The organism is Bacillus sp. LUNF1, assembly GCF_011008975.1.
Taxonomy (GTDB): Bacteria; Bacillota; Bacilli; order Bacillales; family Bacillaceae; genus Bacillus; species Bacillus velezensis.
The window spans coordinates 1,533,591-1,554,377 of record NZ_CP048876.1; the positions used below are offsets into that span (position 1 = coordinate 1,533,591).

The 20,787-nt window shown below is 48.9% G+C and carries 20 protein-coding genes; all 20 read left to right on the forward strand.

Annotated elements, in window-relative coordinates:
- Positions 1-129: 129 nt before the first annotated feature.
- The 20 genes from pgeF (at position 130) to pyrE (ending at position 20,767) form a co-directional block, all read left to right on the forward strand.
- On the forward strand, positions 130-966 hold the full coding sequence (pgeF, locus tag G4O42_RS07720) for a peptidoglycan editing factor PgeF (RefSeq protein WP_014304972.1): 837 nt from the start codon (positions 130-132) through the stop codon (positions 964-966).
- 4 nt (positions 967-970) lie between these two features.
- On the forward strand, positions 971-1,663 hold the full coding sequence (locus tag G4O42_RS07725) for a YggS family pyridoxal phosphate-dependent enzyme (RefSeq protein WP_014417725.1): 693 nt from the start codon (positions 971-973) through the stop codon (positions 1,661-1,663).
- Entirely contained in the window at positions 1,660-2,118 is a 459-nt protein-coding gene (gene sepF / locus G4O42_RS07730; RefSeq protein ID WP_003154410.1) for a cell division protein SepF, read from the forward strand. Before G4O42_RS07725 ends, sepF begins: the two co-directional genes overlap by 4 nt.
- A gap of 6 nt (positions 2,119-2,124) precedes the next feature.
- Positions 2,125-2,403, forward strand: coding sequence for a YggT family protein (locus G4O42_RS07735; RefSeq protein WP_003154408.1), 279 nt, complete (start codon positions 2,125-2,127; stop codon positions 2,401-2,403).
- A gap of 61 nt (positions 2,404-2,464) precedes the next feature.
- The gene (locus G4O42_RS07740) at positions 2,465-3,235 is read left to right on the forward strand and encodes a YlmH family RNA-binding protein (RefSeq protein ID WP_007409722.1); all 771 of its coding nucleotides are present in this window, start codon (positions 2,465-2,467) and stop codon (positions 3,233-3,235) included.
- A gap of 94 nt (positions 3,236-3,329) precedes the next feature.
- On the forward strand, positions 3,330-3,824 hold the full coding sequence (gene divIVA / locus G4O42_RS07745; RefSeq protein WP_003154406.1) for a septum site-determining protein DivIVA: 495 nt from the start codon (positions 3,330-3,332) through the stop codon (positions 3,822-3,824).
- Positions 3,825-4,165: 341 nt separating this feature from the next.
- Positions 4,166-6,931 (forward strand): isoleucine--tRNA ligase, encoded by a 2,766-nt coding sequence (gene ileS / locus G4O42_RS07750; RefSeq protein ID WP_032874837.1) that lies wholly within the window; start codon positions 4,166-4,168, stop codon positions 6,929-6,931.
- Between the two features lie 149 nt (positions 6,932-7,080).
- Entirely contained in the window at positions 7,081-7,452 is a 372-nt protein-coding gene (locus G4O42_RS07755) for a TraR/DksA family transcriptional regulator (protein WP_014304976.1), read from the forward strand.
- 101 nt (positions 7,453-7,553) lie between these two features.
- Entirely contained in the window at positions 7,554-8,015 is a 462-nt protein-coding gene (gene lspA, locus G4O42_RS07760; protein WP_016936189.1) for a signal peptidase II, read from the forward strand.
- Position 8,016: 1 nt separating this feature from the next.
- Entirely contained in the window at positions 8,017-8,931 is a 915-nt protein-coding gene (locus G4O42_RS07765; protein WP_007611300.1) for an RluA family pseudouridine synthase, read from the forward strand.
- Between the two features lie 188 nt (positions 8,932-9,119).
- Positions 9,120-9,665, forward strand: a complete 546-nt coding sequence (gene pyrR / locus G4O42_RS07770) for a bifunctional pyr operon transcriptional regulator/uracil phosphoribosyltransferase PyrR (protein WP_032874839.1) — start codon at positions 9,120-9,122, stop codon at positions 9,663-9,665.
- 154 nt (positions 9,666-9,819) lie between these two features.
- Entirely contained in the window at positions 9,820-11,130 is a 1,311-nt protein-coding gene (pyrP, locus tag G4O42_RS07775; protein WP_032875227.1) for a uracil permease PyrP, read from the forward strand.
- A 142-nt stretch (positions 11,131-11,272) separates the two neighbouring features.
- The gene (locus G4O42_RS07780) at positions 11,273-12,187 is read left to right on the forward strand and encodes an aspartate carbamoyltransferase catalytic subunit (RefSeq protein WP_029325902.1); all 915 of its coding nucleotides are present in this window, start codon (positions 11,273-11,275) and stop codon (positions 12,185-12,187) included.
- Positions 12,171-13,457 carry a dihydroorotase gene (locus G4O42_RS07785; RefSeq protein ID WP_032874841.1) on the forward strand — a complete coding sequence of 429 codons (1,287 nt, stop codon included), beginning with the start codon at positions 12,171-12,173 and terminating at the stop codon, positions 13,455-13,457. Before G4O42_RS07780 ends, G4O42_RS07785 begins: the two co-directional genes overlap by 17 nt.
- On the forward strand, positions 13,454-14,548 hold the full coding sequence (locus G4O42_RS07790) for a carbamoyl phosphate synthase small subunit (protein WP_032874843.1): 1,095 nt from the start codon (positions 13,454-13,456) through the stop codon (positions 14,546-14,548). Before G4O42_RS07785 ends, G4O42_RS07790 begins: the two co-directional genes overlap by 4 nt.
- Positions 14,533-17,748 (forward strand): carbamoyl-phosphate synthase (glutamine-hydrolyzing) large subunit, encoded by a 3,216-nt coding sequence (gene carB / locus G4O42_RS07795; protein ID WP_020955795.1) that lies wholly within the window; start codon positions 14,533-14,535, stop codon positions 17,746-17,748. The genes G4O42_RS07790 and carB overlap by 16 nt, the downstream gene beginning before the upstream one ends.
- Complete coding sequence (locus G4O42_RS07800) at positions 17,745-18,515, forward strand: dihydroorotate dehydrogenase electron transfer subunit (protein ID WP_032874846.1); 771 nt, start codon at positions 17,745-17,747, stop codon at positions 18,513-18,515. The genes carB and G4O42_RS07800 overlap by 4 nt, the downstream gene beginning before the upstream one ends.
- Positions 18,515-19,450 (forward strand): dihydroorotate dehydrogenase, encoded by a 936-nt coding sequence (locus G4O42_RS07805; RefSeq protein ID WP_003154377.1) that lies wholly within the window; start codon positions 18,515-18,517, stop codon positions 19,448-19,450. The genes G4O42_RS07800 and G4O42_RS07805 overlap by 1 nt, the downstream gene beginning before the upstream one ends.
- Positions 19,419-20,138: an orotidine-5'-phosphate decarboxylase gene (gene pyrF / locus G4O42_RS07810; protein ID WP_023356886.1), complete on the forward strand. Its 720-nt coding sequence runs from the start codon at positions 19,419-19,421 to the stop codon at positions 20,136-20,138. Before G4O42_RS07805 ends, pyrF begins: the two co-directional genes overlap by 32 nt.
- On the forward strand, positions 20,135-20,767 hold the full coding sequence (gene pyrE / locus G4O42_RS07815) for an orotate phosphoribosyltransferase (protein ID WP_032874848.1): 633 nt from the start codon (positions 20,135-20,137) through the stop codon (positions 20,765-20,767). Before pyrF ends, pyrE begins: the two co-directional genes overlap by 4 nt.
- The last annotated feature ends 20 nt before the right edge of the window (positions 20,768-20,787 follow it).

The following is a 20,787-nucleotide window of genomic DNA, read 5'->3' on the forward strand; positions in this document are numbered from 1 at the left end:
GAAATCTCAATGTTTCCGGCACATTTATTTATCTCATTTTTCAATCAGCCGCTAAACGTATGCTCAAAATTGTGTTAAAATGAGTTGGAAATTACGCTTTTTTAATGTTTGTCGAAAGGTTGGATCTCCATGAATACATATCACCCGTTTAGTCTTACCACCCCCTCGGCACTCATGATAGAAGACTGGAACTGTGTGAATCAGCTTAACACAAAGGTCATCGCCGGATTCACAACGAAAAACGGCGGGGTCAGCAATCCTCCGTATGAGTCATTAAATACCGGATTGCACGTCCGGGACGAAGCTCATGATGTTGTGACAAACCGTGAAGTCATAGCGTCCTTATGCGGTACTGATCTGGATTCCTGGGTGTTCGCCGACCAGACACATGAAAACCGCGTCCGGCGCGTGACAGCCGGGGATAAAGGAAAAGGAGCGAGAGACTATTCTTCCGCATTCCGCGGGACGGACGGGCTCTACACGAAAGATGCGAATCTTTTTTTGGCCCTTTGTTTTGCGGACTGTGTGCCCTTGTATTTTTATGACCCGGTAAAATCCATTATCGGCGCTGCCCATGCCGGATGGAAAGGGACGGTCAAACAAATCGGACGCATCATGACGGAACGCTGGGTAAACGAAGAAGGCTCCCGTTTAACAGATATTCAGGCTGTCATCGGTCCGTCCATCAGCGCGGGAAGCTATACAGTCGACGATCGCGTCATCAATGAAGTGCGGGCGCTGCCTTTTACGGCTGAATCCGCTATATGCGAAACGGAAAAAGGCCAGTATCAGCTTGATTTAAAAGAGGTCAACCGCCTTCTTCTGATACATTGCGGTATTCCGGAAGAAAACATTTCAGTCAGCGGTTTATGCACCGAACGAGAGCGTGAACTATTCTTTTCACACCGCCGCGACAAAGGGAAAACGGGACGCATGATGTCCTTTATCGGAATGAAGGAGGCGTAAGATCTTGCGTGTTGCTGATCAATTACGACATATAAACGAAAGAATAAACGAAGCATGTAACAGATCGGGCCGAAGCCCCGAAGATGTTACCGTCATCGCGGTTACAAAATACGTATCAGCCGAAAGGGCTCAAGAGGCCGTTGATGCCGGTATTACAAGTCTGGGAGAAAACCGGGATGCCGAGCTTATCCATAAGCAGGAAGTCATCAAAGGTAGCCCGGAGTGGCACTTTATCGGCAGTCTTCAGTCCAGAAAGGTGAAGGCCGTCGTTGACCGTGTATCTTATATTCATTCCTTAGACAGACTGTCATTGGCAAAAGAGATTGAAAAACGGGCGCAGCATACGGTTCGCTGTTTTGTGCAGGTGAATACTTCGCTTGAGCCGTCTAAGCACGGTTTGAAAACAGAGGAGGTCATCCCCTTTATCAGAGAGCTTTCTGAGTTTAGAAACATTTCTGTAGAGGGCCTGATGACGATGGCTCCCCTGACAGACGATACAGAAACGATCAGAGCCTGCTTCCGGCAATTGCGTGATCTGAGGGATCAGGTGCAAAAACTGAATCAGACAAACGCACCGTGCCGGGAACTGTCAATGGGCATGTCAAATGATTATGAAATCGCTGTTGAAGAGGGCGCAACTTTTATCAGAATCGGCTCTTCATTAGTCGGAAATGAACCGGGGGGTGTAAACAAATGAGCATGAAAAATAAACTGAAAAACTTTTTCTCAATGGATGAGGAGGAGTACGAGTACGAATACATTGAAACAGAGCAGGATCATCAGGAAGAGCATGAACAGCAGAAAGATAAACAGCCTGCTTACGCTCAGAAGCCGCAGGGCAAGCAGAACGTAGTAAGCTTGCAAAGTGTTCAGAAATCCTCTAAAGTGGTCTTGAGTGAACCGCGTGTATATGCGGAAGCGCAGGAAATCGCCGATCATTTAAAGAACAGGCGGGCGGTTGTCGTCAATCTGCAGCGCATCCAGCATGATCAGGCGAAAAGAATCGTCGACTTTTTAAGCGGCACCGTCTACGCCATCGGCGGCGACATTCAGAGAATCGGTTCAGATATTTTTCTGTGCACGCCTGATAATGTCGACGTTTCCGGCACGATTTCGGAGCTTATAAATGAAGACGAACATCAGAGGTGGTAAAGCAGGATGATTCTTTATCAAATTTTTTCCGTTCTGAGTTATTTAATTTACATCTACTCGTTTGCCCTGATCATCTATATCTTTATGTCATGGGTGCCGAGTACGAGAGAAACGGCGGTCGGACGGTTTCTCGCAGCGATTTGCGAACCGTATTTAGAGCCGTTCAGAAGGATCATTCCGCCCATTGCCATGCTGGATATATCCCCGATTGTAGCGATTATCGTGCTTCGGTTTGCCACGACGGGACTTTGGGGCCTATACCGCATGATCGCAATGTATACTTGAATGCGACAGTTTGATACGGGCTTGGCACCAGCCAAGCCTCTTTACATAGAAAGGAAAGAACATGAGCGATATTTACCAGCACTTCAGACAAGACGAGCGGCCTTTTATTGATCAGGCGCTTGAATGGAAACAGATTGTCCTGGACCAGTATCGGATGAAGCTGACTGATTTCTTAGATCCCAGAGAACAGGTCATTGTAAAGGCCGTTATCGGCGACGCCTGCGGTCTTGCGTTTTTCGGAGGATATGACAGAGCCGAGCGCAAACGCGCGATTTTATACCCTGAATATATGGAACCTGAACAGGATGATTTTGAGCTTCGGGCTTTTGACGTTCAATACGCTGAAAAATTCGTCAGCATTGACCACCGCTCTCTTCTCGGATCATTAATGGGGATCGGCTTAAAGCGGCAGAAATACGGCGATCTGATTTTCTCAGAGGAAGCCGTGCAGCTGATCGTCTCCGGTGAAATCGCCGATTTTGTCAGCACTCAGCTGACCAAGGCGGGCAAAGCGCCGGTAAAGCTTGAGAAAATCGAGCTTTCCGCTCTTCACATTCCCGCTTCAGATGTCGAAATAAGGGATGACACGGTTTCTTCATTGCGTCTCGACGCCGTCTGCGCTTCAATGAGCAGGCAATCCCGTCAGAAAGCGCAGGCGCTTGTGAAAAACGGGCTCGTTAAGGTGAATTGGAAAGCCATTGAAGATCCGTCTTATCAGGTTGCTGAAGGGGACATGCTCTCGATTCGCGGCTTCGGACGATGCAGTTTGGCAAAAGTTGACGGAAAAACGAAAAAAGACAAATGGAAAGTTACATTTGAACGGCAAAAATGAGTCGTTTTTTCAGTTTTTTTCTCCATCTGTGCCGTATTTGTTTTATAATGTGAACTAGATAACCGTACTGAAATGTAAAAATGGAGGTGGCAATATGCCATTAACGCCGAATGATATCCATAACAAAACGTTTACAAAAGGTTTTCGCGGATATGATGAAGATGAAGTAAATGAATTTTTAATGCAGGTTAGAAAAGATTACGAAATCGCACTCCGTAAAAAAACGGAGCTTGAGGCGAAAGTGAACGAGCTGGACGAAAAAATCGGCCACTTTGCCAATATCGAAGAAACGCTGAATAAATCAATTCTCGTAGCCCAGGAAGCCGCAGAAGACGTAAAGCGCAACTCGCAGAAAGAAGCGAAGCTGATCGTCCGTGAAGCAGAAAAAAATGCTGATCGCATCATCAATGAGTCGCTTTCCAAATCAAGAAAAATCGCAATGGAAATTGAAGAGCTGAAAAAACAGTCTAAAGTCTTCAGAACACGTTTCCAAATGCTGATTGAGGCGCAGCTCGACCTGCTGAAGAACGATGATTGGGATCATCTGCTGGAATACGAAGTCGACGCGGTTTTTGAGGAAAAAGAATAATTTTCTGATTTTCTTGACATTCTCCGGCCCGTTCGAATATAATACGTTCATAAATTCAGATGAAAAGACGATTGAAAGGGACCGGCATGACTCAAAACAGGCTATAAAGCGACCCGGGGAAGGTGAAAGCCCGGGATGGCCGGAATCATGCAGATCAGCCCTTTAGTTTCCTTTCTGAACCGAGAGTAGGATAGGACGTTCCATCACGTTACGATGTTCGAGAGGAAAAGACGGATGATCCGTTTTTTCTAAAAGGGTGGTACCGCGAGATAAGCTTTCTCGTCCCTTATGGGATGAGAGGGCTTTTTTTATTTTCTGAAAAATGTTGTGGAGGAATGAAAATGGATTACAAAGATACGCTGTTAATGCCGAAAACAGATTTTCCGATGCGCGGAAATCTGCCGAATCGTGAGCCGGACATGCAAAAAGACTGGGAGGAGCAGGACATTTACCGTCTTGTTCAAGAACGGACGAAAGACCGCCCGAAATTCGTGCTGCATGACGGACCTCCTTATGCAAACGGAGACATCCACATGGGCCATGCCCTGAACAAAATCCTGAAAGACTTCATCGTCCGCTATAAATCAATGAGCGGCTACAACGCACCGTACGTGCCGGGCTGGGATACGCACGGACTGCCGATTGAAACGGCGCTGACGAAAAACAAAAAAGTAAACCGGAAAGAAATGTCCGTCGCTGATTTCCGCAAGCTTTGCGAAGATTATGCATGGCAGCAGATCGAAAGACAGCGCGAACAATTCAAGCGTCTCGGCGTCAGAGGCGATTGGGAAAACCCGTATGTTACGCTTCAGCCTGAATTTGAAGCGCAGCAGATCCGCGTTTTCGGCGAGATGGCGAAAAGAGGCTATATTTATAAAGGTCTGAAGCCGGTCAACTGGTCGCCTTCAAGTGAATCTGCCTTAGCGGAAGCGGAAATTGAATATCAGGACAAACGTTCCGCGTCTATTTATGTTGCGTTTAAGGTGAAAGACGGTAAAGGCGTTCTGGAAAACGGAGAAAGCTTCATCATCTGGACGACGACGCCGTGGACGATGCCTGCCAACCTCGGAATTTCCGTTCATCCTGATCTTGAATACAATGTCATCAAGGTTGGAGACAAACGTTATGTAGTGGCTGCTGAACTGATCGAAAACGTAGCGGAGGCATGCGGTTTTGAAAATCCTGAAGTTGTCGCATCATATAAAGGCAGAGAATTAGAATACATCACTGCAGAACATCCGCTGTACGGCAGAGATTCACTCGTCATGCTCGGTGACCACGTCACAACCGATGCCGGAACAGGCTGTGTTCATACTGCTCCGGGCCACGGGGAAGATGACTTTATCGTCGGCCAAAAGTACGGCTTAGAAGTACTGTGCCCTGTTGATGAAAAAGGAAACATGACCGACGAAGCGCCGGGCTTTGAAGGAATGTTTTACGATAAAGCCAATAAACCGATCACGGAGAAGCTTGAAGAAAACGGCGCGCTCTTGAAACTCGAGTTTATTACACACTCCTATCCGCATGACTGGAGAACGAAAAAACCGACCATCTTCAGAGCGACAGCGCAATGGTTTGCGTCAATTAAAGATTTCAGATCCGATCTGCTTGATGCCATCAAACAAACGAAGTGGGTGCCGGAGTGGGGCGAACAGCGCCTTTACAACATGGTGCGCGACCGCGGTGACTGGTGTATCTCAAGACAGCGCGTCTGGGGCGTTCCGATCCCGGTATTTTATGCAGAAAACGGTGAGCCGGTCATCACTGACGAAACGATTGAACACGTGTCTGAGCTGTTCAAACAGCACGGCTCAAACGTCTGGTTTGAAAGAGAGGCAAAAGACCTTCTGCCGGAAGGATTTACACATCCGGGAAGCCCGAACGGAATCTTCACGAAAGAGCAAGACATTATGGATGTATGGTTTGATTCAGGTTCTTCCCATCAGGCTGTTCTTGAAGAACGTGATGATCTTGTCCGTCCGGCTGATTTATACCTTGAAGGCTCTGACCAATACCGCGGCTGGTTTAACTCATCTCTTTCCACCGCTGTTGCAGTCACCGGCAAAGCGCCGTATAAAGGCGTATTAAGCCACGGATTTACACTTGATGCAAACGGCCGTAAAATGAGTAAATCACTCGGCAATACGATTGACCCGACAAAAATCGCAAAACAGCTTGGAGCTGAAATTCTGCGTTTATGGGTATCTTCCGTAAACTATCAGGCCGATCACCCGGTTTCTGAAGATATTCTGAAGCAGGTCGCGGAAGTATACCGGAAAGTCCGCAACACGTTCCGCTTCCTTCACGGCAACCTGTTCGATTTCAATCCAAGCGTCAATGCCGTGGATGTAAAAGATCTCCGCGAAGTGGATCAATATATGCTGATCAAGCTGAATAAGCTGATCGATAAGGTGAAAAAAGCGTACGATGAATACGAATTTGCGGTTGTTTATCACAGCATTCACAATTTCTGTACGATCGAGCTCAGCTCATTCTATCTTGATTTTGCAAAAGATGTTGTGTACATCGAGCATGCGGATCATCCGGACCGCCGCAGCATGCAGACCGTCTTCTATGAAACGCTGCTGGCGTTAGTGAAACTGACGGCGCCGATTCTCCCGCATACGGCGGATGAAATGTGGTCTCACTTATCATTTGTTGAAGAAGCGAGCGTGCAGCTGACAGATATGCCGGAAACCATTGCTGTTCCGGACAGTCAGGCGACAGAAGAAAAATTCGACCGCTTCATGGAGCTTCGAAACGACGTGCTGAAAGCTTTGGAAACAGCCCGTAACGAAAAAATTATCGGAAGATCATTGGAAGCGAGCCTGACTTTGTATCCGAACAAAGAAAACCGCGACCTCTTGTCATCCATTAAAGAAAACATCGCGCAGCTGTTTATCGTCTCAGAACTGACAGTAAAAGACGAAAGTGAAGCGCCGGAAAACGCGCAAAGCTTCACAACAGGAAAAATGACCGTAGAAAAAGCGGAAGGCCAGATGTGTGAACGTTCCCGCGTAATTTCTAAAGATGTCGGAGCCAATCCGAAATATCCGACATTATCACTGCGCAATGCGGAAATCGTTGAAAAATATTATCAAAAATAATAAATGAGAAAGCGTCCGGTGTCAGCCGGGCGCTTTTTTACATGCCAGCAATGTCATCGATTAGAACGACAGGAAAAATCTTATGGGCTTCAAATGACGCTCTGAGGGCAACAATAAAGCTATAACATCAAGAGCAGGAGTTGTGATGAATGAATGATCAACTGACCGCAATCCACACGGAGCTTCTCATGATGAAAGAAGAACTTCAATCAAGATTATTCGAATATTCTTGCTTTCAAATGTCAGCATCTGTTGAACCTTCAATGAACGACCAAGAAGCAACTCTGATCTATCATATAAAAGAAGAACTTCAGGATGTTCTTCTTGCCCTGTCTAAGTTTGAAAACAATACGTACGGTTATTGTGAAAAAACAGGCGCCCCCATTCCGATTGAAAAACTTGCGGTGCTGCCGACGGCCAGAACCGCTGATGATTTTTATTATCCCGCTCAATTTGAAAAGAAAACCCTTCCATACTGGGTAACCGGAGATTATGCATATGATCAGGCGCTGTATGAGTGACAGCGTCTGTTTGCATACGCTTATGATCTGCCTTTACTCCGGCATCTTTTACTGATAAAATTCATAAAGGATAAAAGTAACTGTATACTGGAGGAACGTGTGTGCTTTATTATCTTATCGCTCTTTTTATTATTATTGCCGACCAATTGACCAAATGGCTTGTCGTCAGCCATATGGAATTGGGACAAAGCATACCTGTCATCGACCAGGTGCTTTATATCACATCTCATCGCAACACGGGAGCGGCGTGGGGGATTTTAGCCGGCCAAATGTGGTTTTTCTACGTCATTACCATCGCCGTGATTATCGGAATCGTTTATTACATACAGCGTTATGCAAAAGGGCAGATGTTACTCGGAATTTCTCTCGGCTTAATGCTGGGCGGTGCGGCCGGAAACTTTATTGACCGGGCGGCGCGCCAGGAAGTGGTGGATTTTATTCATGTCATCATCGTGAATTATCACTATCCGATTTTTAATATCGCGGACTCCTCACTGTGCGTCGGTGTAATACTTTTATTTATTCATATGCTGTTTGACAGCGGGAAAAAGAAGGAGCAATAACATGAATCAATTTGAGATAACCGTTCAGCCTGAACAAAAGAGCGAACGGATTGATAAATTTTTGGCTTCAACGGGAGAAAACTGGTCACGCACTCAAGTGCAGCAATGGGTAAAAGAGGGACTGGTATCCGTTAATGGCAAATCCGTAAAAGCGAATTATAAAATGCAGCCCGGCGATCAGGTAAACGTCACCATTCCTGAACCGGAAGAATTGGACGTGCTTGCAGAGCCGATGGATTTGGACATTTACTATGAAGACCAGGATGTCTTGGTTGTGAACAAACCGCGCGGCATGGTTGTACACCCGGCGCCCGGCCATGTGACAGGGACGCTTGTAAACGGACTGATGGCTCACTGCAACGACCTTTCCGGCATTAACGGCGTCATGCGCCCGGGAATCGTCCACCGGATTGATAAAGATACTTCCGGTCTGTTAATGGTCGCTAAAAACGATATGGCGCATGAATCACTCGTTAATCAGCTCGTCAATAAAACCGTGACCAGAAAGTACACAGCGGTTGTCCACGGGGTGATTTCACATGATGACGGAACAATTGACGCTCCGATCGGGAGAGATAAAAAAGACCGTCAAAGCATGACCGTAACAAGAGAAAGCAGCAAAAACGCCGTCACGCATTTCCACGTGCTTGAGCGTTTTCAAGATTTCACGCTCGTAGAGTGCCGGCTTGAGACAGGAAGAACGCATCAGATCCGTGTTCATATGAAATATATCGGGTTTCCTTTGGCGGGCGATCCGAAGTACGGACCGAGAAAAACCATTGATTTCAATGGTCAGGCGCTTCATGCTGGAATATTAGGTTTTGATCATCCGCGGACGGGCGAATACATTGAGTTTGAAGCGCCCCTTCCTGAAGATATGAAAAAACTCATTGAAGATTTAAGAAATAGCCATTGACAGCGCCTTTCTTTTCTGAAATAATAAAAACAAGCTGAATAGATTCTTTAACACAGTCCAGAGAGGCTGAGAAGGATAACGGATAGGACAGAAGAGATACGCATGTGTCTTCGTCCTGGAAAGGAACCCCTCTATGCTCTGGCAGGAGGGGTTTTTTCTTCTTATATACGAATGGAGAGGTGTCACGAGTGAATCAAAAAGCTGTTATTCTCGACGAACAGGCGATCAGGCGGGCGCTGACAAGGATAGCTCATGAAATGATCGAACGGAATAAAGGAATGAATGACTGCATTCTTGTAGGGATTAAAACAAGAGGCATTTATTTAGCGAAGCGGCTGGCCGAGCGGATCGAACAGATTGAAGGAAATCCGGTCACCGTCGGGGAAATCGATATCACCCTTTACCGTGACGACCTCACGAAAAAAACGAGCAATGAAGAGCCGCTTGTAAAAGGCGCGGACATTCCGGCCGATATCACAGACCAAAAGGTCATTGTGGTTGATGATGTGCTTTATACCGGCCGGACGGTAAGAGCTGCGATGGATGCCCTCGTTGATGTCGGGCGGCCGTCATCGATACAGCTTGCCGTGCTTGTCGACAGAGGGCACCGGGAGCTGCCGATCAGAGCGGACTATATCGGGAAAAACATTCCGACCTCAAAAGCTGAAAAAGTGATGGTTCAGCTGAGCGAAGTTGATCACACTGATATGGTCGCCATTTACGAAAATGAATAATCACCCTTTTTAAATGCATTCCAGAGAGTTTGCAAAGAGGATTTTAAAACACAAAGCCGGGCGGATCGACGCGGCCGGGTTTTGTATGCCTCTTTGCGCAAAAAGCAAAGAGGTTTTTTTATACCATTTGAAAGTCAACCGGGAGGAAAACGCCATGAGTAAGAAAAAAGTAAACCTGGGAGTCAGGGACGTCCCCAATCCATTGTCCTGGCTGTCATTCAGCCTGCAGCATTTATTCGCCATGTTCGGTTCAACCATACTCGTGCCGAAACTGGTCGGAATGAGCCCGGCAGTGGCGCTTGTCACGAGCGGAATCGGGACACTCGCCTATCTCTTGGTGACAAAAGGCCAGATTCCCGCTTATCTCGGCTCATCATTCGCCTTTATATCACCGATTATCTTGGTGAAGGCGACGGGAGGGCCGGGGGCTGCCATGGTCGGCGCTTTTCTGTCGGGAATTGTGTACGGCCTGATCGCACTTCTCATCAGGCAGCTTGGAACGGGGTGGCTGATGAAGCTGCTGCCCCCGGTGGTCGTCGGGCCGGTCATCATCGTCATCGGCCTCGGACTGGCAAGCACAGCCGTCAATATGGCAATGTATGCTGATCCGAATGCGAAGGAACTCGTCTACAGCTTGAAACATTTCAGTGTAGCCGGCGTCACTTTGGCCATCACCATTATCTGCGCCATCTTTTTACGGGGATTTTTAAGCCTGATTCCGGTATTGATCGGCATTATAGGCGGATATCTGTTTGCGCTGACACAGGGCATCGTCAATTTTCAGCCGGTCATTGATGCAAAATGGTTCGCCGTTCCTGAATTTATCATCCCTTTCAAAGACTATACGCCGTCAGTGACATTGGGCATTGCGGCTGCGATGGTGCCGGTCGCTTTCGTGACGATGTCAGAACATATCGGCCACCAAATGGTGCTGAGTAAAGTCGTCGGACAGGATTTCATTAAAAAGCCGGGACTGCACCGCTCCATAATGGGGGACAGCGTAGCGACGATTATCGCTTCGTTAATCGGAGGCCCGCCGACGACAACATACGGCGAAAACATCGGTGTACTGGCAATTACGAGAGTTTTCAGCGTCTTTGTCATCGGCGGCGCGGGAGTGATTGCGCTGTGCTTCGGATTTATCGGAAAAGTATCAGCGCTGATCAGCTCTGTTCCGTCCGCAGTTATGGGAGGCGTTTCCTTCCTGCTCTTCGGAATTATCGCCTCCAGCGGCTTAAGAATGCTGATTGACAACAACATTGATTATGAAAACAAGAGAAATTTAATTATCACATCCGTCATCCTCGTGATCGGCGTCGGAGGGGCTTTTATTCAAGTATCAAAAGGCGGGTTCCAAATATCCGGCATGGCGCTTGCGGCAATTGTCGGAGTCATCCTGAACCTTATCCTGCCGCATGCAAATGAAGAAGACGCGATGGCATCAGAAAAACAAAATCATATGTAAAACCTTTTAAAGAAAGTCCAGAGAGGCTTGGAAGGGTTATAACGGGAAGAAGCTGTACGCTGCTTCTCTCTTTAACCGCACCCCGAGTCTATAGACCGGGGTGTTTTTTTACGGCCTTCAAGCGGAAACGGAGGAGAAAAACATGAATCATTTAACGGCGATGTCTGAACTGAGCACTGCTGAAATTACAGAACTGCTGCGTGAGGCAAAAGCGATAAAAGAGGGTACAGTCCGTCCCGATCTCGCGGGAAAATTCGTTGCGAATCTGTTTTTTGAACCGAGCACGAGGACGCGGTTCAGCTTTGAAGTGGCGGAAAAGAAACTCGGGATGAACGTGCTCAGCTTAGACGGCACGAGCACAAGCGTTCAAAAAGGCGAGTCCTTATACGACACGGTCAAAACACTGGAATCAATCGGAGCGGACGCCTGCGTCATCCGGCACAGCACGGATGAATATTACAAAGATCTGACCGGCAGAGTCAATATTCCGATCTTAAACGCCGGCGACGGCTGCGGCCAGCACCCGACCCAGTCGTTGCTTGATTTAATGACGATTCAAGAGGAATTTGAGACCTTTCAGGGCCTGACGGTTTCCATTCATGGCGATATCAAACACAGCAGGGTGGCAAGGTCGAATGCCGAAGTGCTGACAAGGCTCGGCGCACGTGTACTGTTTTCTGGTCCGCCGCAATGGCAGGATGAGAAAAACGCCTTCGGCACCTGTGTTCAGACGGATGAAGCCATACAAGCTTCAGATGTCGTCATGCTGCTCCGCATCCAAAATGAAAGGCATCAGACAGAAGCCGACCAAAAAGGCTACCTGGAAGCATACGGGCTGACCGCAAAGCGGGCGGAGAGCATGAAGCGGCATGCCATCATCATGCATCCCGCACCGGTGAACAGAGGAGTCGAAATTGACACAACATTAGTTGAATGCGGAAAATCAAGAATCTTTAAACAAATGGAAAATGGTGTGTATATCAGAATGGCAGTCTTAAAAAGAGCACTGCAAACCAATGTGAAAAGGGGAGAAGCGGCTTATGTCTTATCTCATTAAAAACGGCTGGATGTTAAATGAACAAGGAGAAAAAGTGGCACAAGATATCCGGGTAACGGGTGAATTTATTTCGGAAACCGGGCTTCTGACAGCGAAAGACGGAGAAACGGTGATCGACGCTGGGGGACTGTTCGTTTCACCGGGACTCGTAGACCTTCATGTCCACTTCAGAGAACCGGGCGGCGAGAAAAAAGAAACCATTGAGACGGGCTCTAAAGCCGCGGCGCGGGGCGGCTTTACCACAGTCGCAGCCATGCCGAATACAAGACCGGTGCCGGATACGAAAGAGCAGATGGAATGGCTGCAAAACCGGATCAAAGAAACCTCATCTGTCAGGGTTCTTCCTTACGCATCCATTACGATCAGACAAACCGGCGAAGAAATGACAGATTTTGAGGCGCTTCATGAAGCCGGCGCATTCGCCTTCACCGATGACGGCGTCGGCGTTCAGACGGCCGGAATGATGTATGAAGCCATGAAACGGGCGGCTTCAATAAATAAAGCGATTGTCGCTCATTGTGAGGATAACTCACTGATTTACGGAGGAAGCGTGCATGAAGGTTCTTTTTCAAAAGCGAACGGCCTGAACGGCATACCTTCCATTTGTGAAGCGGTACATATCGCCCGTGACGTCCTGCTGGCGGAAGCGGCGGGCTGCCATTACCATGTGTGTCATATCAGCACGAAAGAATCCGTCAGAGCCGTAAGAGACGCAAAAAAAGCGGGAATCCGCGTGACGGCGGAAGTATCGCCTCACCATCTGCTGCTTTGTGACGACGATATCCCGGGACTTGATACCAATTTTAAAATGAATCCGCCCCTTCGCAGCAAAGAGGACAGAGAGGCGCTGATTGAAGGGCTTTTAGACGGCACGATTGATTTCATCGCCACTGACCATGCGCCGCATACAGAAGAAGAGAAAAACACGGACATGAAGCTTGCGCCTTTCGGTATCGTCGGTTTAGAAACAGCCTTTCCGCTTCTGTACACACATTTTGTGAAAAACGGGGCGTGGACGCTGAAGCAGCTGGTTGATTTCATGACGGTGAAACCTTGCGAGGCATTTGATCTTCCGTACGGAACGCTTGCACCGGGGGCGCCGGCTGACATCACCCTGATTGATCTGGAAAAAGAAGCAGCCATTGACAAAGATACATTTTTATCTAAAGGAAAAAATACGCCATTCAACAAGATGAAGTGCTTCGGCTGGCCTGTTGCAACGATGGCTGCCGGTAAGCTTGCATACGAAGAAGGGAGACTCGTCAAATGAAAAGAAGACTAGTGCTGGAAAATGGAGCGGTATTTGAGGGTGAAGCATTCGGGAGCCTGGAACATACAGCGGGTGAAGTCGTATTCAACACGGGAATGACCGGTTATCAGGAAATTTTATCAGACCCTTCTTACTGCGGGCAGATCGTGACGCTGACGTATCCTCTGATCGGCAACTACGGAATTAACAGAGATGACTTTGAATCCATCACTCCTTTTGTAAAAGGGCTGATCGTAAAAGAACTGTGCGAGCTGCCTTCCAACTGGCGTTCGGCTTACACGCTTGACGAGTATTTGAAAATGAAAAATATCCCCGGCTTACAAGGGATTGACACGAGAAAGCTCACAAGAATGATCCGCACAGCCGGCGCATTAAAAGGAACGTTTGCTTCAAGTGAGGAGAATGTCGGAGAGGTTCTTGCAAGGCTGAAAGAAACGGAACTGCCGAGAAATCAAGTCGCTCAAGTATCTGCGAAAACGGCATATCCGAGTCCGGGCCGCGGCAAACGCATCGTACTCGTCGATTTCGGTATGAAGCACGGCATTTTAAGAGAGTTAAACAAAAGAAAATGCGATGTCATCGTTGTGCCGTACAATGTAACGGCGGAAGAAGTGCTTCAGCTCAAGCCGGACGGCATCATGCTTTCTAACGGACCCGGAGATCCGAAAGATGTGCCGGAAGCCATTGAAATGATAAAAGGCATACTCGGGAAGGTGCCGTTATTCGGAATCTGCCTCGGCCACCAATTATTTGCGCTGGCATCCGGAGCGGAAACGGAAAAAATGAAATTCGGACACAGGGGTTCCAATCATCCGGTTAAAGAGCTTGCGACAGGGAAAGTCGCTTTAACCGCCCAAAACCACGGATATACAGTTTCTTCAATAGATGATACAGAGCTTGAAGTGACGCACATTGCGATCAATGATCAAACGATCGAAGGACTCAAGCATAAAACATTGCCGGCATTTACGGTTCAGTACCACCCTGAAGCTTCACCGGGGCCGGAAGACGCCAATCATTTATTTGACAGATTCATTGACTTGATCGAAACAACTGAGAAAGAAGGGGAAGCGGTATGCCAAAACGCGTAGATATTAAAAAGATTTTAGTGATCGGATCAGGCCCGATTATTATCGGACAGGCGGCGGAATTTGATTATGCGGGCACACAGGCGTGTCTCGCTTTAAAGGAAGAAGGCTATGAAGTCATTCTCGTCAACTCGAATCCGGCAACGATTATGACGGATACGGAAATGGCTGATCGGGTATACATAGAACCGCTGACGCCGGAGTTTCTCACGCGTATTATCAGAAAAGAACGGCCGGACGCCATCCTGCCGACTCTGGGAGGACAGACCGGACTGAATCTTGCCGTCGAGCTGTCTGAACTCGGGGTTCTTGAGGAATGCGGAGTGGAAGTGCTCGGCACAAAGCTGTCCGCCATCCAGCAGGCGGAAGACCGCGACTTATTCCGTACGCTGATGAATGAGCTGAATGAACCGGTGCCGGAAAGTGAGATCATCCGCACTTTACAGGAAGCCGAGGAATTTGTCGGCCGGATCGGGTTTCCGGTTATCGTGCGCCCTGCTTACACATTAGGCGGAACGGGCGGCGGCATCTGCTCGAATGAAGCGGAACTGAAAGAGATCGTCGAAAACGGATTAAAGCTCAGCCCCGTTCATCAGTGCCTTCTGGAAAAAAGCATTGCCGGTTACAAAGAGATCGAATATGAAGTCATGAGAGACAGCAGAGATCACGCGATCGTCGTCTGCAACATGGAAAATATCGATCCGGTCGGCATCCATACGGGCGACAGCATCGTCGTTGCCCCGAGCCAGACTTTGAGCGACCGGGAATATCAGCTTTTGCGCAATGTTTCATTAAAGCTGATCCGCGCGCTCGGCATTGAAGGCGGCTGTAATGTTCAGCTCGCGCTCGATCCCGACAGCTTCCAATATTACATTATCGAAGTGAATCCGCGGGTGAGCCGCTCATCTGCCCTCGCCTCAAAAGCGACGGGTTACCCGATCGCAAAGCTTGCGGCGAAAATCGCAGTCGGGCTTTCTCTTGATGAAATGATGAATCCCGTAACGGGAAAAACATATGCGGCTTTTGAGCCCGCGCTTGACTATGTCGTTTCTAAAATCCCGCGCTGGCCGTTCGACAAATTTGAGTCGGCAAACCGCAGGCTCGGGACGCAAATGAAAGCTACCGGAGAGGTCATGGCTATCGGACGCACCCTTGAAGAATCGCTGTTAAAGGCGGTCCGCTCACTTGAAGCCGATGTCTATCACCTGGAACTGAAGGATGCGGAAGAGATTTCTGACGGACTTTTGGAAAAACGGATCAGAAAAGCCGGGGATGAACGCCTGTTTTATCTTGCTGAAGCGTTCAGAAGAGGCTATACAGTGGAGCAGCTTCATGAGTTTTCCGCAATTGACGTATTCTTTTTGCACAAGCTCTGTAAGCTGGTCGCTTTTGAAACAGAGCTGAAAGCGGAAAAAGGCAGCCTCGCCGTCCTTCAGACAGCGAAGGAACTCGGTTTCTCCGACAAATATATCAGCCGGGAATGGAATATGCCGGAACAAGAGCTGTATCAAATGCGAAAAGAAGCAGACATCAAGCCTGTATATAAAATGGTGGATACATGCGCGGCGGAATTCGAATCAGAAACCCCGTACTTCTACAGCACATATGAGGAAGAGAACGAGTCTGAGGTTACTTCGAGAAAAAGCGTCGTCGTCCTCGGTTCCGGCCCGATCCGTATCGGACAGGGCGTCGAATTTGACTATGCGACCGTTCATTCTGTCTGGGCAATCAAGCAGGCAGGCTATGAAGCGATTATTATCAACAACAATCCTGAGACGGTGTCTACTGATTTCAGCATATCAGACAAACTGTATTTTGAACCGCTGACGGTTGAAGATGTCATGCACATCATCGATTTGGAACAGCCGGAAGGCGTTGTTGTCCAATTCGGCGGCCAGACGGCGATCAACCTTGCGGAAGAATTGAGCGCCCGCGGCGTCAAAATTCTCGGCACATCACTTGAAGATTTAGACCGTGCGGAAGACCGGGATAAGTTCGAGCAGGCGCTTGAGGCGCTGAATGTGCCGCAGCCGCTCGGAAAAACCGCCGTGTCGGTGAACGAAGCGGTCAAAATCGCCGCATCCATCGGCTATCCGGTACTTGTCCGCCCTTCGTATGTGCTCGGCGGCCGGGCGATGGAAATCGTCTATCACGAAGAAGAGCTGCTTCACTATATGAAAAACGCGGTCAAAATCAACCCGCAGCATCCGGTGTTAATCGACCGTTATCTGACGGGGAAAGAAATCGAAGTCGATGCCGTATCTGACGGCGAAACAGTCGTTATTCCGGGGATTATGGAGCATATCGAGCGGGCCGGCGTCCATTCAGGGGATTCAATCGCCGTCTATCCGCCTCAGTCTTTAAGCGAAGACATTAAGAAAAAAATCGAACAATACACTGTAGCCTTGGCAAAAGGCCTTAACATCATCGGGTTGCTGAACATCCAGTTCGTACTGTCGCAAGGTGAGGTGTATGTGCTTGAGGTAAATCCGCGGTCAAGCAGAACCGTGCCGTTCTTAAGCAAAATCACAAAAATCCCAATGGCGAACCTGGCGACAAAGGTCATTCTCGGCCAAAAGCTTGCTGATTTCGGCTATCAAGAGGGGCTGCAGCCTGAACAGCAGGGGGTATTCGTGAAAGCGCCTGTCTTCTCATTCGCGAAGCTGAGAAGAGTGGATATCACGTTAGGCCCTGAAATGAAGTCGACGGGAGAGGTCATGGGCAAAGATTCAACCCTGGAAAAAGCGCTCTATAAAGCGCTGATTGCCTCTGGCATTCAAATCCCGAACTACGGCTCAGTGCTGTTGACCGTTGCCGATAAAGATAAAGAAGAAGGACTGCTGATCGCTAAGCGGTTCCACGCCATCGGCTATAAAATCTTGGCGACGGAAGGAACGGCGGCTTATTTGAAAGACGCTCAGATTCCGGCTCAAGTCGTCGGAAAAATCGGCGAAGAAGGGAAAAATCTGCTCGATGTCATCAGAAACGGCGAAGCGCAATTTGTCATCAATACGCTGACAAAGGGCAAACAGCCGGCCAGAGACGGCTTCAGAATCCGCCGCGAATCCGTTGAAAACGGAGTCGCCTGCCTGACATCTTTAGATACGGCCGAAGCCATTTTGCGGGTGTTGGAAAGCATGACATTCCGGGCGGATCATATGCCTGCATCCGAAACCAATCAAAAGGCGGCAGTCACGATATGAAGAAAGCGCATTTGACTGTTCAATCCAACTTAGAAATTGCCGACCGGGTTTATAAGATGGTGCTGAAAGGAGAGCTTGTCCGGCACCTTACCGAGCCGGGTCAATTTCTTCATCTGAAGGTGAGTGACGCGGTCACGCCGCTATTAAGAAGACCGCTCAGCATTGCGGACGTCAATTTCGCTGCGAATGAAGTATCCGTTATCTACAGAGCTGACGGTGAGGGAACGCGTCTTTTGTCCGAGAAAAAAGAGGGCGGCAGGATAGACGTTCTCGGCCCTCTCGGCAACGGGTTCCCCGTCCGGCGGATTGAACCCGGCAAAACCGCGCTGTTAGTCGGAGGCGGAGTCGGGGTTCCGCCTTTGCAGGAACTGTCAAAGCGCCTGACGGAAAAAGGCGTAAACGTCATTCATGTGCTTGGATTTCAATCAGCAAAGGGTGTTTTTTACGAACAGGAATGTCGTGCGTACGGAGACACCTATGTGGCGACGGCTGACGGAACATATGGAGAGAAAGGGTTTGTCACCGATGTCATCCGTGAACAGCAGCTCGAATTCGATGTCCTGCTAAGCTGCGGACCGACACCGATGCTGAAAGCTCTGAAGCAGCAGTACGGCCATAAAGAGGTTTATCTTTCGATGGAAGAGCGGATGGGCTGCGGCATCGGTGCCTGCTTCGCCTGCGTGTGCCGCACGGGTGAAAGCGATACATCCTATGTAAAGGTCTGCCTTGACGGGCCGGTATTTAAAGCTGAGGAGGTGGCGCTGTAATGTTAGAGGTGAATCTGCCGGGTCTCCAATTGAAAAATCCGATCATCCCCGCTTCCGGATGTTTCGGATTCGGGAAAGAATATGCCGGATTTTACGATTTATCATGTCTCGGAGGCATTATGATTAAAGCAACGACGAATGAAGCCCGCTTCGGAAATCCGACGCCGAGAGTGGCGGAGACAAGCGCGGGAATGCTGAATGCCATCGGACTGCAAAATCCCGGCCTTGAGCATGTGCTCAATCATGAGCTACCTTGGCTCGAACAATTTGACACGCCGATTATCGCAAATGTCGCCGGTTCTCAGGTGGACGACTATAAAGAAGTGGCCGAGCACATCAGCCAAGCGCCGAATGTGCATGCGCTTGAGCTTAACATTTCATGTCCGAATGTCAAAACGGGGGGGATTGCTTTTGGTACTGATCCCGTCATGGCGGCCGAACTGACAAAAGCGGTGAAAGAAGTTTCCGCAGTGCCTGTGTATGTGAAGCTTTCGCCTAATGTCGCAAACATAACCGAAATTGCCAAAGCGATTGAAGCGGCCGGTGCTGACGGTCTGACGATGATTAATACTCTCATCGGGATGAGGCTCGATCTCAAGACGGGCCGGCCGATCTTAGCAAATAAAACGGGCGGACTGTCAGGCCCGGCGATCAAACCGGTCGCCATCCGGATGGTATACGAAGTCAGCCAGGCCGTTCAAATTCCGATTATCGGGATGGGCGGCGTTCAGACCGCAGAGGATGCATTAGAATTTCTTCTTGCGGGAGCAAGTGCGGTTGCCGTCGGCACGGCAAACTTCGTCAATCCGTTCGTCTGCCCGGAAATCATAGAACAGCTTCCCCGTGTGCTGCGCCAACACGGCTTTCAATCTGTAAGTGAATGCATCGGAAGGAGCTGGAAACATGAAAAACAACCTGCCCATCATCGCGCTTGATTTTGCATCAGGGGAAGAGACTTTAACGTTTTTAGACTTGTTTGAAAAGGAAAGGCTTTTTGTCAAAACGGGGATGGAACTTTTTTATCAGGAAGGCCCCGCCATCATTCACCAATTAAAAGAACGGAACTGTGATATATTTTTAGATTTAAAGCTTCATGATATCCCGACTACGGTCAATAAAGCGATGAAGCGGCTGGCCGGCCTCGGCGTTGATCTCGTCAATGTGCATGCAGCAGGGGGCGCACGCATGATGCGCGCGGCCCTTGAGGGGCTTGAAGAAGGCACGCCGGCAGGCAGAAAACGCCCGTCTTTAATCGCGGTGACGCAGCTGACCAGCACTTCAGAGCAGGTGGCGAAGGAAGAGCTTCTGCTGCATAAGCCGCTGTTAGAAACGGTTGTGCATTACGGCAAAATGGCGGAAGAGTGCGGGCTGGACGGAGTGGTATGTTCGGTACATGAAACAAAAGCCATTTATGAAGCGGTCCGGCCTTCATTTCTGACAGTCACGCCGGGCATCCGCACGGCCAGTGACGCAGCTGACGATCAAGTCCGGACGGCGACTCCGTCATTTGCGAAAGAAAACGGTTCGTCAGCGATCGTCGTGGGCCGCTCAATTACAAAAGCGGAAAACCCCGTTGAAGCATATGAAGCAATTAAACTGGAATGGGAGGGCGTTCGCCGATGAAACAGGCTATCGCAAAACATCTATTACACATTGAAGCTGTCTTTTTACGCCCGAATGAGCCGTTTACGTGGGCGAGCGGCATTTTATCACCGATCTATTGTGACAACCGTCTGACATTGTCGTATCCAAAAGTGAGAAATGATGTGGCGGACGGGCTCGGCAAACTGCTGAAAGAGCATTTCCCCGAGGCGGAGATGATCGCGGGCACTGCAACGGCGGGCATTCCGCATGCTGCGCTTCTAGCAGACCGTACAGGCGCGCCGATGTGCTACGTCAGAAGCAAACCGAAAGCGCACGGCAAAGGAAATCAAATAGAAGGCGCCATTAAGAAAGGACAAAAAACAGTCGTGATTGAAGACTTGATTTCTACCGGGGGCAGCGTGCTTGAAGCTGCGGCGGCCCTTCAAAGAGAGGGCGCGGAAGTCCTCGGCGTCATTTCCATTTTTACATACGGACTGCCGAAAGCAAAAGAAGCCTTTAAAAAAGCGGGTCTTCCTTATTACTCGTTAACGGATTATGACACGCTGATTGAAGTCGCGCTTGCAAACGGAACGATACATTCAGATGACATTGAAAAACTGAAATCATGGAAACAGAATCCCGAGTCAAAAGATTGGTTTAAAAAATAATGACAATAAAAACAGGCCTC